Annotated in this window: 10 protein-coding genes; 7 read left to right on the top strand and 3 right to left on the bottom strand. The window is 51.4% G+C overall.

Annotated features, from left to right (window positions below):
• Window positions 1–2: 2 nt before the first annotated feature.
• A complete protein-coding gene (locus tag PUE40_RS03335) occupies window positions 3–1562 on the top strand; it encodes an NAD(P)/FAD-dependent oxidoreductase (RefSeq protein WP_277671899.1) in 1560 nt (519 codons plus the stop codon).
• A 162-nt stretch (window positions 1563–1724) separates the two neighbouring features.
• On the opposite strand, the gene dapB is transcribed toward PUE40_RS03335, so the two are convergent.
• A complete protein-coding gene (dapB, locus tag PUE40_RS03330; protein ID WP_277671898.1) occupies window positions 1725–2519 on the bottom strand; it encodes a 4-hydroxy-tetrahydrodipicolinate reductase in 795 nt (264 codons plus the stop codon).
• An 83-nt stretch (window positions 2520–2602) separates the two neighbouring features.
• Window positions 2603–3088: a deoxycytidylate deaminase gene (locus PUE40_RS03325; protein ID WP_154554165.1), complete on the bottom strand. Its 486-nt coding sequence runs from the start codon at window positions 3086–3088 to the stop codon at window positions 2603–2605.
• 192 nt (window positions 3089–3280) lie between these two features.
• Here PUE40_RS03325 and PUE40_RS03320 point away from each other — a divergent pair, with 192 nt between their 5' ends.
• The 6 genes from PUE40_RS03320 to uvrA all read left to right on the top strand — a co-directional run bounded on the left by PUE40_RS03320 (window position 3281) and on the right by uvrA (window position 15456).
• Entirely contained in the window at window positions 3281–5122 is a 1842-nt protein-coding gene (locus PUE40_RS03320) for a DUF2207 domain-containing protein (protein WP_277671897.1), read from the top strand.
• Window positions 5122–6996 (top strand): translational GTPase TypA, encoded by a 1875-nt coding sequence (typA, locus tag PUE40_RS03315; RefSeq protein WP_277671896.1) that lies wholly within the window; start codon window positions 5122–5124, stop codon window positions 6994–6996. Before PUE40_RS03320 ends, typA begins: the two co-directional genes overlap by 1 nt.
• Before the next feature lie 107 nt (window positions 6997–7103).
• The gene (locus PUE40_RS03310) at window positions 7104–10574 is read left to right on the top strand and encodes a pyruvate carboxylase (RefSeq protein ID WP_154554162.1); all 3471 of its coding nucleotides are present in this window, start codon (window positions 7104–7106) and stop codon (window positions 10572–10574) included.
• A gap of 79 nt (window positions 10575–10653) precedes the next feature.
• A complete protein-coding gene (gene buk / locus PUE40_RS03305) occupies window positions 10654–11712 on the top strand; it encodes a butyrate kinase (RefSeq protein WP_277671895.1) in 1059 nt (352 codons plus the stop codon).
• A 597-nt stretch (window positions 11713–12309) separates the two neighbouring features.
• Window positions 12310–12501: a hypothetical protein gene (locus PUE40_RS03300; RefSeq protein WP_277671894.1), complete on the top strand. Its 192-nt coding sequence runs from the start codon at window positions 12310–12312 to the stop codon at window positions 12499–12501.
• A gap of 90 nt (window positions 12502–12591) precedes the next feature.
• Complete coding sequence (gene uvrA / locus PUE40_RS03295; RefSeq protein WP_277671893.1) at window positions 12592–15456, top strand: excinuclease ABC subunit UvrA; 2865 nt, start codon at window positions 12592–12594, stop codon at window positions 15454–15456.
• 52 nt (window positions 15457–15508) lie between these two features.
• Here the strand turns inward: uvrA and PUE40_RS03290 are convergent, their stop codons facing one another.
• Window positions 15509–15985, bottom strand: a complete 477-nt coding sequence (locus PUE40_RS03290; protein ID WP_277671892.1) for a pyridoxamine 5'-phosphate oxidase family protein — start codon at window positions 15983–15985, stop codon at window positions 15509–15511.
• Window positions 15986–16408 lie beyond the last annotated feature (423 nt).

The following is a 16408-nucleotide window of genomic DNA, read 5'->3' as shown; positions in this document are numbered from 1 at the left end:
GAATGTATCATTATAGAGTGAACCAGATAAAATTAGCCATCGGAGAACCCAAGGACCGAATCCCGGGGCGAATCGGGAAGATGCTGGGAATTTCTTCGGATGTGATTCAGAAATACGACATCCGTCGGGAGTCTATCGATGCCCGGAACAAGTCGGACATCCGTCTGGTCTATACGGTGGATTTTTTTACCCGAAAACCCGTTCGGCGTAAGAACAAAAACCTTCAGGAAGTGGGGGAGGAACGACCGGCAGAACCGGTATCCGGAACCAAAAAGCTACAGGGACGGCCGTTGATCGTGGGCTTCGGGCCCTGCGGGATTTTTGCCGCATTGAAATTAGCGGAGAAGGGATACCGGCCGGTGGTTATTGAGCGAGGACAGGCCATGGAGGAACGGGTGGCGGATGTGGAAGCCTTTCGGCAGAAGGGATTGCTGAATCCGGAATCCAACGTGCTGTTCGGAGAAGGGGGCGCCGGGACTTTTTCGGACGGAAAGCTCACCAGCGGAATTAAGAACGGGCACATTCGGGAAGTGCTGGAGGTCTTTGCGGAGGCCGGCGCCAACCCGGCAATTCTGTACGAACACCGCCCTCATATCGGCACCGATGTGCTTCGGGAAGTGATTGTAAATATTCGCCACAAAATTCTTTCTCTGGGCGGCGAAGTGCGGTTCGGAACTCGGCTGGAGTCCCTTCAGACAGAAGGGGGCCGGCTTACCGGCGCGGTGCTGGTGAACGATGAAGGAAACCGGGAAGAGTTTGTGACCGATGCGCTGATTCTGGCAATCGGTCACAGCGCCCGGGATACCTTCGAAATGATTTACGAGAAAAAACTGCCGATGGAGCAGAAGCCGCTCTCCATCGGAGTTCGAATGGAACACCCGCAGGCCCTGATTGACCGGGCCCAGTACGGAGAGGAGCGGCGACTTCCCCCGGCGGACTACAAAGTATCCTACCGCGCCTCCAACGGCAGAGGGGTCTATTCCTTTTGCATGTGCCCCGGCGGCGAAGTCATCGTCTGTTCCACCCGGGAAAAGGAACTTTGTGTGAACGGAATGAGCAACAGCAAGCGGGACAGCGGCACCGCCAACAGCGGTATTCTCTGCGATGTGCGCACATCGGATTTTAAGTCCGACGATGTGCTGGCGGGCGTTCGTTTCCAGGAGAAATACGAGCGGCTGGCGTATGAGAAAGGGCTGGAAGAACACGGAGAGATTTTCCGGGCACCGGAGTGCACCATGGAGGAGTTTTTGACCGGCACGGGAAACAGCCGCTTTGTCACGGAATCCCTTCCGGATTTTGCGGTGGAAGGACTGCGGGAAGCGGTACCTCATTTTGCCCGCAAGATTAAGGGCTATGATTTGCCGGACGCTAAAATCAAGAGTGTGGAAACCCGAAGCTCTTCCCCAGTTCGAATCCTCCGGGATGAAGGCGGGCAGAGTGAAATCCGCGGAATCTATCCGGCCGGTGAAGGCGCAGGCTATGCGGGCGGAATTACCTCCGCAGCCTGCGACGGCATCCGGGCGGCCTATCACGTGATTGAGACTTTTGCGAAACCGGAATAGGGTTGAGGGGTAGTCCAATGGTATCTCGCTTGGAAAATTCTAGTTTTCAAACAAGCGTCTAAAAATGAAAAACCTGCACCGGTCAGCAACAACTTGACATTTCTGACCGGTGCAGGTTTTGTTCCTTAACACTTTTACAGTCCGAAAGTTTCCTTAACGCTTTTACAGTCCAAATGCTTCCTTAATGGTGTAGAAGCCCTTTGGCTTGTCCTGAATGAACTCCGCTGCATCTACTGCACCGGCTGCAAAGGACTTGAAGCTGCCGGAGTGGTGGGTGATCTCCAGGCGTTCGCTGGTTCCCACGAAGTAGGTGGTGTGGCTGCTCGGAATGTCTCCGCCGCGCAGGGAATGGAAACCGATGTTTCCGTGCCGGCGAGGGCTGACTCCGCAGCGTCCGTATACCGCTTCCTCTTCCAGGGAGACGCCGCGGGCATCGGCCACAATCTCACCGATTTCCTTCGCGGTGCCGCTTGGCGCATCCAGTTTTGTATTATCGTGCATATCCAGGATTTCCACGTCCACATCGCCGGACAGCTCTGCCGCTTCCTGAATCAGCTTGAACATGATGTTTACCAGCTTGGAGGTGTTGGCTGCCAGCATTACCGGAATATCGGCGGCCGCGTCGTGGAATTCTTTTACCTGATCCGGGGTGAAGCCGGTAGAGCCGCAGATCAGCGCCTTGCCGTGAGCTCTTGCGGCAGCCAAACTGCGCATACCCATCTCCACGGTAGAGAAATCGATGATAACGTCGCAATTATCGATGACGGACTCCAGATCATCGACCACCGGCGCACCGATGGTTTTGCCCAGCATCGCCACTTCACCGATGTCCTTGCCGATGTAATCCCTTCCTACAGGGCCGACGCCTGCAACGATTTCAATGCCTTCCCGCTGAGAAGCGATTTCGGTGATGAATTTTCCCATTTTGCCTCTTGGTCCAACGACAATCAATTTCATAATAATATAACCTTCCTTTCTGCGTGATTGTATTTACAACTGAAATATGATCTTATTTTGGTTGAATCTTATTGGTGCGGATTCTATTTGTCCACCCGGAAGTCCAGGACGATTTGTTCCGTGTGGGGCTTCAGCTGACGCATCTGCACACCCGCTGCACGGAGCATGGTTTTGGAAGCCAGAGTGGCATCGGAATCTGCGTACTTGTCGCTGAGATAGACGATTTCCCGGATGCCGGACTGAATGATGGCTTTGGTGCACTCATTGCAAGGGAAGAGGGATACGTAGAGAGAGGCCCCCTTCAGCGACTGGCCGCCGGAATTGAGAATGGCGTTGAGTTCCGCATGGACAACGTAGGCGTACTTGGTGTCTTTACCGGTGCGTTCCCATGGGAAAACATCGTCGGAGCAATTCTTTGGAAAACCGTTGTATCCGGTGGAAATGATGATGTGGTCCTGGTTCACGATGCAGGCACCCACCTGTGTGTTGGGGTCTTTGCTGCGCTTTGCTGCCAGCAGGGAAACCCCCATGAAGTATTCATCCCAAGAAATATAATCTGTTCGTTTCATTCTGTTTGTTCCCCTTTTGGTTCCGTTGGGATTGACCGTATTTTCCCAACAATTTATAAAATTATTCTACAATACCCGATTGCGGTTATCAAGCACAAGAACGTGTTCTTTTTGGAAGACGTATAGCCGTTCATTTGATAAGAATGCTCAAATGTTGTATAATAATACGATTATTGTCTAAGGAGAAAAAATATGAGCACTCTGAAAAGAAGTATCCGAAATTATATGCAGGTGGCCATGGTGCTTGCCTTCTTTTGCTTGGTATTTTTGAATATTGCTATCCCAATATACGGGGATGCGAAATCGGAGGGGTATGAGCTCTTGGAATATAACCAGGAGACTCAAATTCTGAAATCCCACGAGTACGAAGTGACGCTGAAGCTGCGGGTGAATGCACCGAAGGGGCTGAGCTCCGTAAAGGTAAATCTTCCGACGGGAAAGTATTCCCTGACGGATGTAAAGACCGTCGGCTGTGCCGGACAGGCGATGAAAGATGCTAACAGCAACTACTACATTCAGCTGAAACCGGACACCAAAGACAACAAGTTTGCGGAAGGGGAGAACCTGTTCTCCGTCCGCTATCTGATTCAGGAATACAAGGATGAAAACAAGAAATACGACATGTTTCTGTACGACGCGCTTCCGACCAACTGGAATGTGCCGATTCAGAAACTGAATCTGACGTTGGGATTCCCATCCGACTTTGATCTGTCGGACCTGCAGTACTACGGCGGCCAGTACGGCGCACAGAACGTGCAGAACACGCTGAAGTATAAGATGAAAGACGGAACGCTCCACATGACCGGAACCCATCTGCCGGCTAACTTCGGCATCACCTTCAAGGCACAGCAGAAGAATGGCTACTGGCAGGGCGCATTGGATAATTCCTGGACGGTGCAGATGAGCATCATCCTTCTGTCCATCACCTTGCTTCTGATTTTCCTGTTCTGGTTCATCGGCGGAAGAGATCCGAAGGTGGGAAAGACGGTGGAAATGCATCCAATTGAAGGCGTGACCCCGGCGGATATTGGGTACCTGTTCTACGGGCACACTCGAATTCGGGATATCGCAGTGCTGATTGTGTACCTGGCAACCAAGGGGTATCTCAAGATTGTGGAATATCGACCAAAAAAGTATACGCTGGTTCCGCTGGCAGAACCAAAGGACGAAGAGCGGTACATCCGGACGGCATACAATATTCTTTTTGAAGATGTGTACGAAGGAAGACCGCTGGAACCGAAGATGGTGCACCCGAGACTTCGTGCGGTGCGGAAGAATATCGGTGTCAGCATTGAGAACGGATTCAATGCACCGAACATGAAAGCCTGTACCGGAATTTCCAAGGGGTTGCGGGTCCTGAGCATCTTGCTCCTCTCCGCCTGCATGGGCGACGTGTGCGTTCTGACGCGGCTGTTCAGCTATCAGGAAATCGGCGTGACGGATTTCCTGGCTCCGACGGGAATCATCGCATTGATTCTGATTGCGATTAATATTCGGTATGACAGAAGATATGATATGGATCGAAGTTCCTATCGCACCAGCATGATGATTCTGTTTGCCGTTTACGCCGGCGTAATTGCATTCGGCGGCATTCGATTCTACATGCAAGGCGGCAGCCTGTTGGTGGGAGCGGCGGCACTCTTGTGCGGCTTGGCAGCGTTGGTTCTCACATTGCTGATGAAGAAGCGCGGAAAAGGAAATGCAGAGCTGGTTACCCGGCTTCTGTGCATGAAGAATTTCATCGGTCAGGCAAATGGTGCCGAGATGGCGAAAGCCGGGCTGCTTCATCCGGATTATTATTATGAAATGCTTCCGTACGCCCTGGCATTCTCTCAGGAGGAGCTGTGGGCGAGAAAATTCCGATGGATCGGTGCTAAGGGCGCGGAATTCTATGAGGAAAAGGCGGAAGGAAATACCATGGTAATCGGTCATGCTCGAAAACGTACCGAACAGGTGGCGAGGGATCTGAAGACCTTCTGCCGTACTGTAGAAAATGATTATCATCTGACGAATAGAAGAAGGAGAATTTTCTAATGAAAGAAAAAGAAAAAATAATTAATATTGCCGTTATCGCTCACGTTGATGCCGGAAAGTCCACTCTGGTAGATGCACTTCTGGCACAGTCTCACGTATTTAGAGACAACGAACAAGTAGTGGACTGCGTCATGGACAGCGATGCCATCGAAAGAGAACGTGGAATTACCATTTATTCCAAGAACTGTTCCATCATGTACAAGGATTACAAAATCAATATCGTCGACACCCCGGGACACGCGGACTTCAGTTCTGAGGTAGAGCGTATTATGAAAACCGTAGATACCGTTATCCTCCTGGTGGACTCCAGCGAGGGTCCGATGCCGCAGACCCGTTTCGTGCTGAACAAGTCTCTCGAACAGGGCCTGAACCCGATTCTGTTCATCAACAAAATCGACAAGAAGGATGCGCGAATCGACGAAGTCGTGGACGAAGTATATGAGCTGTTCATGGATCTGGAAGCCAATGACGATCAGCTGGACTTCCCAATTCTTTACGGTATTGCCAGACAGGGTATCGCGGTCAGAGAGCCTTCCGATGCGGATGAAGTGGTCATCGGAGAGGGCGCCGGCAAAATTAAGAAGAGCCCGAAGGGTTACGGCGACCTGAACATCGAGCCGCTGCTGGAGACCATCGTCAACCACGTGGAGCCGTTCCCGGACAAGAGAGAAGAGCCGCTGCAGCTGCAGATTTGCTCCTTGGCGTACGATGATTATATCGGCAGACTGGGAATCGGCCGCATCACCAGAGGCACACTGAAGGAAGCCCAGCAGGTTGCGGTTTGCAAGGAAGACGGTACCGTTTCAAAAAATAAAATCAACCAGGTCTTCGTCTACCGGGGTCTCCAGAGAATGCCGGTAGCAGAAGCGGAATGCGGCGATATCGTGGTCGTATCCGGTATCTCGGATATTTCCATTGGCGAGACCATCTGCGCACCGGACCATCCGGAAGCCATGGAGATGATCAACATCGAAGAGCCGACCCTGTCCATGAACTTCATGGTCAACTCCTCTCCGTTTGCCGGACAGTCCGGTAAATACGTTACCAGCCGTCACATCCGGGAACGTCTGGACAAGGAGCTGGAAGTCAATGTGGGTCTGGTGGTAGAGGAGACGGATTCCACGGATTCCTTCAAGGTATCCGGCCGAGGAGAGCTGCATCTGTCCATTCTCATCGAGAACATGAGAAGAGAAGGATATGAGCTGGGCGTGTCTAAGCCGGAGGTTATCTTCAAGACCGGTGAAAACGGCGAGAAGCTGGAGCCGGTGGAAGAAGTGGTTATCAGCGTACCGGATGAATATTCCGGCACCGTCATCTCCAAGTTGAATATTCGAAAGGGTATGATGACGCAGATGATGAGCGAAGGCAACGGATATTCCCGAATCGAATATTTGGCACCGACCCGCGGACTCATGGGTTACCGGAGTGAGTTCATCAACGATACCCACGGTGAAGGAACCATGGTTCGCCGGTTCGAAGGATTTGAGCCTTATAAAGGGGAAATCCCGCAGCGTGTGAACGGTGTGGCAATCGCTCAGGAAGAGGGAAACTGCACCCCGTATGCGATTTTCAATATTCAGGAGCGGGTCCAGATGTTCGTAGAACCGGGTACTCACGTGTATGAGGGAATGATTGTCGGAATGAATGCCCGAAACGATGACATGGTGGTAAATCCATGCAAGGCAAAGAGAGTCTCCAATATGCGTGCGGCCGGCAGTGACGATACCATCAAGCTGACCCCACCGAGAGTATTCTCACTGGAAGAAGCGCTGGAATTCATCAACGACGATGAGTTGGTAGAGGTAACGCCGGACGATATCCGTCTCCGGAAGAAATATCTGAATGAGCTGGAAAGAAGACGGGCAAACCGATAAAATATAATTATGGAAATAGGGAATTGCCTTATTATTTATTAATATGCTATAATGGATTGGTTTTATTAATAAATTATCATCGGTTAAAGTTAGTGAGGAAAACAAAAATGGGAAGAATTAAGCAATTTAAAAAGGTTTTGGTAGCAAACCGTGGTGAAATTGCGATTCGTATTATTCGAGCTTGCCGTGAGCTGGGAATCCGTTCTGTTGCGATTTATTCGGAAGAGGACAAGAATTCCCTGTTCCGCACCAAGGCGGACGAATCCTACGAAATCGGCAAAGGAAAGAGCCCAATCGATGCGTATCTGGATATTGACGAAATTATCCGTTTAGCAAAGGCAAAGGGCTGCGATGCCATTCACCCGGGTTATGGATTCTTAGCGGAAAATGCCGGTTTCGCGGAAGCCTGCGAGAAGAGCGGCATCGAATTCATCGGACCGACACATGAGATGATGAACGCGCTGGGCGATAAAATCCAGTCCAAGCTGGTAGCGGAAAGCGTTGGCGTTCCGACCATTCCGGGCGTGGATAAGGCCATCTCTTCCGAGGATGAAGCGCTGGAATTTGCAGAGAAGTGCGGCTATCCGGTAATGCTGAAGGCGGCTGCCGGCGGCGGTGGAAGAGGAATGAGAATCGTTCGCAGCAGCGAAGAACTGATTCCGCAGTTCCGCAGTGCCCATAACGAAGCGGTAAAAGCATTTGGCAACGGAGATATTTTTATCGAGAAATACCTGGAAGAGCCGAAGCATATTGAGGTTCAGGTGCTGGGCGATAAGTACGGCAACCTGGTACACCTTTATGAGAGAGATTGCTCCGTACAGAGAAGACACCAGAAGGTCATCGAGTTCACACCGGCGCTCTGCCTGTCCGACGCGCAGAGAGAAGCCATCTGCAATGATGCCATCAAGCTGGCAAAAGCAGTGGATTACCGCAGTGCCGGAACTTGCGAGTTCCTGCTGGACAAGAGCGGTCAGCACTACTTCATCGAAATGAACACCCGTGTTCAGGTAGAGCATACGGTTTCGGAGCTGGTAACGGGCATCGATATCGTTCAGGATATGATTCTGATTGCCGAGGGTTATGCCCTGGATTCCGAGAGAATCAACATCAAGTCCCAGAAGGACGTTACCATGAACGGTTATGCCATCCAGTGCCGTATCACCACTGAGGATCCGGCCAACAACTTTGCACCGGATACCGGTACCATCACGGAGTACCGTTCCGCAGCGGGATTCGGAATTCGTCTGGACGGCGGAAATGGTTTTACCGGATCGGTAATCTCCCCGTACTACGACAGCTTGCTGGTAAAAGTATGTTCGCACGCTCGTAGTTTTAACGACACCGTCAATAAGGCGGTTCGTGCGCTGACGGAGATGCGCATCGAAGGCGTGAAGACCAACATCGGATTCCTCCTGAACGTGCTGAACCACCCGACATTCCGTGCCGGAAACTGCAACACCGGATTCATCAACGACAATCCGGAACTGCTGAACATCCGTGCGGTAACCAACAGAGAGCTGCAGGTTCTGGAATTCCTGGGTGACAAGTATGTAAACGAAACGAAGGGCCACAGAATGGACTATAACGTTCCGGTGGTTCCGAAGGTAGATAAGAGTCAGATTCCTTCTTTCCGCGGAACGAAGCAGCTGCTGGACGAGAAGGGCCCGAAGGCGGTTGCGGATTGGGCGCTGAATCAGAAGAAGCTGCTGCTGACGGATACATCGTTCCGAGATGCACAGCAGTCACTGATTGCCACTCGAATGAGAACCAAGGATTTGGTGAAGATTGCACCGGCAATGGCCACTTACGGGAAGGATTTCTTCTCCTTCGAAATGTGGGGCGGCGCGACCTTCGACGTAGCGATGCGTTTCTTGGGCGAAGATCCGTGGGAAAGACTGGAAACCCTGCGTGAAGAGATTCCGGATGTTATGTTCCAGATGCTGTTCCGCGGTGCGAATGCGGTAGGATACCGGAACTATCCGGATAACACCATTCGGAAGTTCATCCGTCAGTCCGCGAAGTCCGGAATCGATGTATTCCGTATCTTCGACTCCCTGAACTGGATTAAGGGCATGGAAATCGCTATCGATGAGACCCTGAATCAGGGTAAGATTGCGGAAGCCTCCATGTGCTACACCGGAGATATCCTGGATGAATCCAGAGAGAAGTACAACCTGAAGTACTATGTAAACATGGCGAAGGAACTGGAGAAGAGAGGTGCGCATATCATCGCAATCAAGGATATGTCCGGTCTGCTGAAGCCGGTGGCTGCGGAGAAATTGGTACGTGCACTGAAGAACGAAGTGACTGTTCCGATTCACTTGCATACCCACGACACATCCGGAAACGGTGTGGCAACGGTTCTGATGGCTGCTTCTGCCGGATTGGATATTGCGGATGCCGCATTCAACAGTATGTCCGGACTTACCTCTCAGCCGGCACTGAACTCCATCGTTGCTGCGCTGGAAAGCTCGGATCGGGATACCGGTATGGATCAGAGAGGTCTGCAGAGAATTTCCGATTACTGGATAGACGTTCGTCCGGTATACAGCCAGTTCGAATCCGACCTGAAGTCGACCACTGCAGAGATTTACCGTCTGGAGATTCCGGGAGGACAGTACTCCAACCTGAAACCTCAGGTAGAAAGCTTTGGTATCGGACATCGTTTCGACGATGTAAAAGATATGTACGTGAAGGTAAACCAGATGTTCGGAGATATCATCAAGGTTACTCCGTCCTCCAAGGTGGTGGGCGATATGGCGATCTTCATGATTCGAAACGATTTGACACCGGAGAACATCGTCGAAAAGGGTGTCGATTTCGACTTCCCGGATTCTGTTGTTTCCTACTTCGAGGGAATGATCGGTCAGCCGGAAGGCGGATTCCCGGAAGATCTGCAGAAGGTTGTGCTGAAGGGCAGAGAGCCGATCACCTGCAGACCGGGCGAATTGCTGGAAGATGACGATTACGAAGAATTTAAGCGTCATATTGTAGAGGACCTGGGTCTGGAAGGAACGGATCAGCAGCAGCTCAGCTATGCGATGTACAGCAAGGTATTCGACGATTACGTCAAAGACCTGAAGAAGAAGGGCAACTTCCGGAATATGGGTTCCGATGTATACTTCCACGGAATCGCATTGGGTCAGACGGCAGAGATTACGCTGACCGAAGGAAAGACTATGGTTATCACCCTGGAAGATGTCAGCGCACCGAATGCGGAAGGAATGAGAGACCTGACCTTTACCATCAACGGAAATCGCAGAGTGATTTCTGTGAAGGATAAGCAGGCACTCACCACTTCCGTAATGGCGGGCAGTGCGATTCAGTTCGCCAGCGAGGACGATCCGGACGAAATCGGCGCCAATATCCCGGGCACCATTGTCAAGGTCATCGCCAAAGCTGGAGACAAAGTGAAGAAGGGTGAACCGATTGCGGTTATTGAAGCCATGAAGATGGAGACCAACGTACTGGCTCTGAGAGACGGCGTCATCGAGAAGATGTATGTAAAGGAAGCGGATAGCGTTAAGTCGGGTCAGCTCATTGCTACATTAGAAACACTTGCGAATGACGAAGAATAATAATATAATAACGTCTGGAGAAGGGTAAGGGATTAAACGAAACACTATTTTTCACAAGGTGAAAGGAGAAATTTAACGAATGAAAAGAATTCTGGTAATCAACCCTGGTGCGACATCCACTAAGATCGCAGTTTATGAGGATGAGAACGAGGTAATGCGCGTTGGTATCGATCACGATGCTGCAGAAATGGACAAGCACGAAAAGATCGTTGATCAGATGCCGTTCCGTCGTGACATCATCATGAAGACTTTGGAAGAGAAGGGCTTTAAGCTGGAAGATTTTGATGCAATCTGCGGAAGAGGCGGACTGCTCAAGCACATCCCATCCGGTACTTATAAGGTAACTGATGCAGTAATCGAGGACATCAAGAACCCGCCTTACGGTGAGCACGCAGCAAACCTGGGTTCCTACATTTCCAAGGAACTGGCAGACAAAGTCGGCATCCCGGCATTCTTTGTTGACCCGGTTGCCGTTGACGAACTGGAAGACGTTGCTCGTTACTCCGGTCTGAAGGGCATGGAAAGACAGAGTTTCTGGCATGCACTGAATCAGAAGGCTGTTTGCCGTGAAGCTGCAAAGCAGATTGGAAAGCCATATGAAGAGCTGAACATCATCGGTGTTCACCTGGGTGGCGGCGTATCCGTTGCTGCACACAAGCACGGCAAGACCGTAGACCTGAACAACGTTAAGGACGAGGGTGCTATGGGTATGGACAGAGGCGGAAGCCTGCCGGCAAACGCACTGGTAAACCTGTGCTACTCCGGAAAGACTAAGGAAGAAGTTAAGAGAATCATCGGCCGTGAAGCCGGCGTATTCTCCTACACCGGAACCAAGGATTTCCGTACCGTTGAGAACAAGGCATTTGATGAGCACGATGAAGAGTGCATGGGCGCATTCAAGGCAATCGCTTATCAGCTGGCAAAGGATATCGGTGCTATGGCAGCTGTTCTGCGTTTCGATGTAGACGCTATCGTTTACACCGGCGGAATGGCTTACAGTGAACGTTTCTGCGAGGAAATCACTTCCTACGTAGGAAAGATTGCTCCGATCATCCGTATCCCGGGCGAAGAAGAGATGAAGGCTCTGGCTCTGGGTGCACTGAGAGCTCTGAACGACGGAGATTACAAGAATTATTAATCATCCGGGACGAACTTGGGTCCGTCGGAATTGAATGATGTTCGGAAGCCCCCCCTGCAGAAATGCAGGGGGTCTTTTGTAGGATTAGACGGCGGCCGCCGTGGGGGACTTGGTGCACGAATCCCCGCAAGGCCTTGTTCTTCCGTTCACTTTGCACCAAGTCTGCGGCTCTTTACGGCACGCGGCCGCCGTGTACTTGGTGCACGAATCCCCGCAAAGCCTTGTTCTTCCGTTCTCTTTGCACCAAGTTTGCGGGCTGTTTCGGCGCGGGGCCGCCGTGGACTTGGTGCACGAATCCCCCGCAAAGCCTTGTTCTTTCGTTTCTCTTGCACCAAGTCTCAGGCCATTTTCGGCACGCGGCCGCGGGGGACTTGGTGCACGAATCCTCGCAAGGCCTTGTTCCTCCGTTCACTTTGCACCAAGTCTGCAGGCTGTTTCAGCGCGCGGCCGCCGTGGACTTGGTGCACAAATTCCCGCAAAGCCTTATTCTTCCGTTCCCTTTGCACCAAGTCTGTGGGCTGTTTCGGCACGCGGTCGCCGGCAAACATGCTTTGAACCACCGCTTGTGTGATTTTTGCTCAAAAAGAAGTATAATTAATGTATCAATATTTCCAACTGAAGAAGGGGACCAAAAAGGCGAAGTATTACACGAGCACAAAGACTTCGAAGACCATTAAGAAGCTGGCAAAGAAGAAAACCTATTCCGTAAAGATTCGAGGCTATAAGAAAATCAGCGGGAAAACCTACTACGGGGCATGGTCCGGAACCAGGAAGGTAAAGACTAAATAGTCCGGAGGGTTTTAAGAACAAATGTTTGCACGCAGGCTCTGAAGATGCTATACTGTAACGTATCATAAATCATTTCAGAAAGGGTGCGAAATGGAGAAAAATATTGTCATTAAAGGAGCCTGCGAGAATAATCTTCAGGATTTGGATGTAACGATTCCCCGGGACCGGCTGGTGGTATTCACCGGTCTGTCCGGTTCCGGGAAGTCATCGCTGGCTTTTGATACCATATATGCCGAGGGCCAGAAGAAATACGTGGAAAGCCTGTCTGCTTATGCCAGACAGTTTTTGGGATTGATGAAAAAGCCGGATGTGAAGGTAATCGAGGGCCTTTCTCCGGCTATTTCCATTGACCAGAAAACCACCAACAAGAACCCGCGTTCAACCGTGGGAACCGTTACCGAGATTTACGACTATTTGAGACTGCTTTATGCGCGAATCGGAATTCCGCACTGTCCGATTTGCGGCCGGGAGATCACCAGCCAATCTGTGGACAGCATTGTGGATCGGATTGCGGGACACGAAATCGGCACCCGGCTGACGGTACTGGCCCCGGTAATTCGAGGACGAAAGGGAGAACACAAAGGGGTCTTCGGACGAATTCAGAGAGACGGCTACACCCGAGTTCGGGTGGATGGCGAGATGCACCGCCTGGATGACGGAGAGATTCTTTTAGAGAAGAACAAGAAGCATACTATCGAAATTGCCATCGATCGGATAGTGGTGAAAGAAGACAACCGGAGTCGTATTGCGGAGGCGGTAGAGCTGGCCATTCGGGAAGGGGAAGGACTGGTGAACGTTCTTTTTGCCGAGAACCAAGAGGACGGAAGCCGAAAGGAATATGAGGAGACCTTCAGCACGATGCTGGCCTGCCCGGAACACGGCATCGGCATCGAGGAGATGGAGCCGCGGATGTTTTCGTTTAATGCGCCGTACGGGTCCTGTGAGACCTGCACCGGACTGGGTTTTACTCTGCGGATTAAACCGGAATCCCTGGTGACGGATGAGAACAAGAGCCTGGTGAAAGGCGCGATGGGGAATGTTTTTGCCTCGATGGATGCCATGGGGTTCTATCGACAGATGCTGCAGCAATTGGCCATTGACCACAACACGGACATCACCCGGCCGTACAAGGAGCTGCCGGAGGATTTCAAGAAGGAACTGATCTACGGAACGGGAACTCGGAAGCTGAAGTACACCTACACCAGTAAGAGCGGTCGTGTTTCCCATATGAATCATACTTTTGAGGGCATCATTCCGAGTCTGGAGCGCCGTTACGGTGAGTCCAAGTCCGACTACATCCGCGAGAAAATCGGGGCCATGATGACGGAGGCGGAGTGCCCGACTTGTCACGGTCGTAAGCTGAAGGATACGGTCCTGGCGGTGACGGTGGGGGGTAAAAATATCATCGAAGTGACGGACATGTCCGTGATTCAGGCGATTGATTTTTTCCGGAAACTGGAATTGACGGAGCGAGAGAAAGCCATTTCGAAGCTGATTACCAAGGAGATTATGGACCGGCTTTCCTTCTTGCAGACGGTGGGACTGGGATACCTGACGTTGTCTCGGGCGGCGGGCACCCTTTCCGGCGGAGAGTCCCAGCGAATCCGGCTGGCTACTCAGATTGGATCCGGTCTGGTAGGCGTTTTGTATATTTTGGATGAGCCGAGCATCGGCCTTCACCAGAAGGATAACGACAAGCTTTTGCAAGCTCTTCGAAACCTCACGGACATGGGCAACACATTGATCGTGGTAGAGCACGACGAGGACACCATGTATGCGGCGGATCACATCGTGGATATCGGTCCGGGGGCCGGAATTTACGGCGGCAAGCTGGTGGCCCAAGGAACGGTGGAGGATATCAAGGCATGTAAGGAATCCATCACCGGTCAGTATCTGTCCGGGGTTCGGAAAATCGAAATTCCGGCGAAGCGACGGGAAGGAAACGGCCTGTCCCTTCGAGTGCTGGGGGCTGCGGAGAACAACTTGAAGAATATCGATGTGGAGATTCCGTCGGGAAAGCTGGTATGCGTGACCGGTGTATCCGGTTCCGGCAAGAGCAGCTTGGTGAACCGGATTATTTACAAAGGGGTTGCATCGGTAACCAATCGGCTGCAGGAGACGCCGGGCAAATATCGGGAGATTCAGGGTATCGAGAACTTTGATAAGGTTATCGATATCGATCAGTCGCCAATCGGACGGACACCGAGATCCAATCCGGCGACTTATACGGGAATGTTCGACCATATTCGAGATCTTTTTGCCCAGATGCCGGAAGCGAAGGTTCGAGGATATTCCAAAGGCCGGTTCAGCTTTAACGTGAAGGGCGGCCGATGTGAGGCCTGCCGCGGAGACGGCATCACGAAAGTGGAGATGCATTTCCTGCCGGATGTGTACGTGCCGTGCGAGGTATGCGGCGGTGCCCGGTACAACCACGAGACTTTGGAAGTAAAATATAAAGGAAAGAATATTTCTCAGGTGCTGGAGATGTCCGTTTCGGAAGCCCTGCCGTTCTTTGCGAACCAGGCGGGAATCGAGCGGTATCTGAAGACGTTGGATGAAGTGGGTCTGGGATACGTGAAGCTGGGACAGCCGTCTACACAGCTTTCCGGCGGCGAGGCTCAGCGAATCAAGCTGGCCACGGAGCTTTCCAAGCGGAGCACCGGTCGGACTTTATACATCCTGGATGAGCCGACCACGGGACTTCATTTCGCGGATGTGGATAAGCTGATGTACGTGCTGAATCGTCTGGTGGACGACGGAAACACGGTGCTGGTAATCGAGCACAATCTGGATGTAATTAAATGTGCGGATCACATTATCGACCTGGGTCCGGACGGCGGTGACGGGGGCGGAACAATTGTGGCTACCGGCACCCCGGAGGAAGTGGCGATGTGCCCGGAATCCTATACCGGTCAGTATTTGAAGCGGATATTGGAGAAAGCCGGAAGGCTTTAATTGAAAAAACAGTGTCATCCATTCTGAGGGTGACACTGTTTTGTATTACTTCTTATTTCTCATGAACCCGCTTGCCGGTGATGTGATGGATGTCTAGCTCTAGAATCTGTGTGCGTGAGGCATTTGTCTTGGCAGTTTCAATGCCGTCTTCCCGGGTCGGATAGTACTTGATTCCCAGGCTGCACAGTTTCTCAAAGGCTTTCTTCTCATCGGAAACAAGGTGAATCTCGCCGAATACGATGACGCTGTGCAGAGTGCAGGCCCAGTCCCCTTCCGAGTAGGTGCCTTTGTCCAGCACGCAGAAGGACACTTTCCCGTTAGCTTTAAGGGCATCGAATTTGTGTCCTTCTTTCGCGCAGTGAAAGTAAATCTTGTTTTCGCCTTCATCATAAAAATAATTCATCGGGATGCCGTAAGGGTATCCGTCCTCGCCAAAGAGGGACAACACGCCTCGGCCTTCCTCCGCCAGAATTTTCCGGCATTCCTCATCGGTAATCTGCTGTTTGAAGCGACGCATTTTGCGAAACATAGCGGCACCGTCCTTTCAATTTGTCTATAAACACTTGTTTCATATCAATAAAAGTGTACCACAAATGAGGACGCAGAAAAAGACCTGAATTGAAAAAGTAAGTTCTGCTTTTGTTATGGCAGCACTGGATTTTAAATTTGCAATTCCAGACAAGAAGTTACTTTTGCAAAACAGTTGCGCTGTCTTTTTCATTTGATGGAAGTGGATAGTAGTCGTAGCAGCTGTGGAGCTTGTGGGTAACCGGCTTCCTGTCAGGGTTGTGGAAAAGCGTGTGGGCAGCTTTGTCTGTCCACACGCTTTTCCATGACCCTACGCCGGTTATCCATAAATCCACAGCTCATAGTGTTCCTTTTAATACCTCCGTTTTGTATAATTTTTATACCTTTTGGATGACGGAACCAGAAAGGAGGACTACACTATGTC

Source organism: Mogibacterium kristiansenii (assembly GCF_029224645.1).
Classification (GTDB): Bacteria; Bacillota; Clostridia; order Peptostreptococcales; family Anaerovoracaceae; genus Mogibacterium_A; species Mogibacterium_A kristiansenii.
The sequence above is the reverse complement of the archived record's forward strand: the minus strand, read 5'-3'. Positions and strand labels throughout refer to the sequence as shown.

What these genes read in the sequence shown, in the direction of transcription:
- PUE40_RS03335 (WP_277671899.1), top strand. Translation starts at nt 3, where the DNA reads ATGTATCATTATAGAGTGAACCAGATAAAATTAGCCATCGGAGAACCC.
- dapB (WP_277671898.1), bottom strand. Translation starts at nt 2,519, where the DNA reads ATGAAATTGATTGTCGTTGGACCAAGAGGCAAAATGGGAAAATTCATC.
- PUE40_RS03325 (WP_154554165.1), bottom strand. Translation starts at nt 3,088, where the DNA reads ATGAAACGAACAGATTATATTTCTTGGGATGAATACTTCATGGGGGTT.
- PUE40_RS03320 (WP_277671897.1), top strand. Translation starts at nt 3,281, where the DNA reads ATGAGCACTCTGAAAAGAAGTATCCGAAATTATATGCAGGTGGCCATG.
- typA (WP_277671896.1), top strand. Translation starts at nt 5,122, where the DNA reads ATGAAAGAAAAAGAAAAAATAATTAATATTGCCGTTATCGCTCACGTT.
- PUE40_RS03310 (WP_154554162.1), top strand. Translation starts at nt 7,104, where the DNA reads ATGGGAAGAATTAAGCAATTTAAAAAGGTTTTGGTAGCAAACCGTGGT.
- buk (WP_277671895.1), top strand. Translation starts at nt 10,654, where the DNA reads ATGAAAAGAATTCTGGTAATCAACCCTGGTGCGACATCCACTAAGATC.
- PUE40_RS03300 (WP_277671894.1), top strand. Translation starts at nt 12,310, where the DNA reads ATGTATCAATATTTCCAACTGAAGAAGGGGACCAAAAAGGCGAAGTAT.
- uvrA (WP_277671893.1), top strand. Translation starts at nt 12,592, where the DNA reads ATGGAGAAAAATATTGTCATTAAAGGAGCCTGCGAGAATAATCTTCAG.
- PUE40_RS03290 (WP_277671892.1), bottom strand. Translation starts at nt 15,985, where the DNA reads ATGTTTCGCAAAATGCGTCGCTTCAAACAGCAGATTACCGATGAGGAA.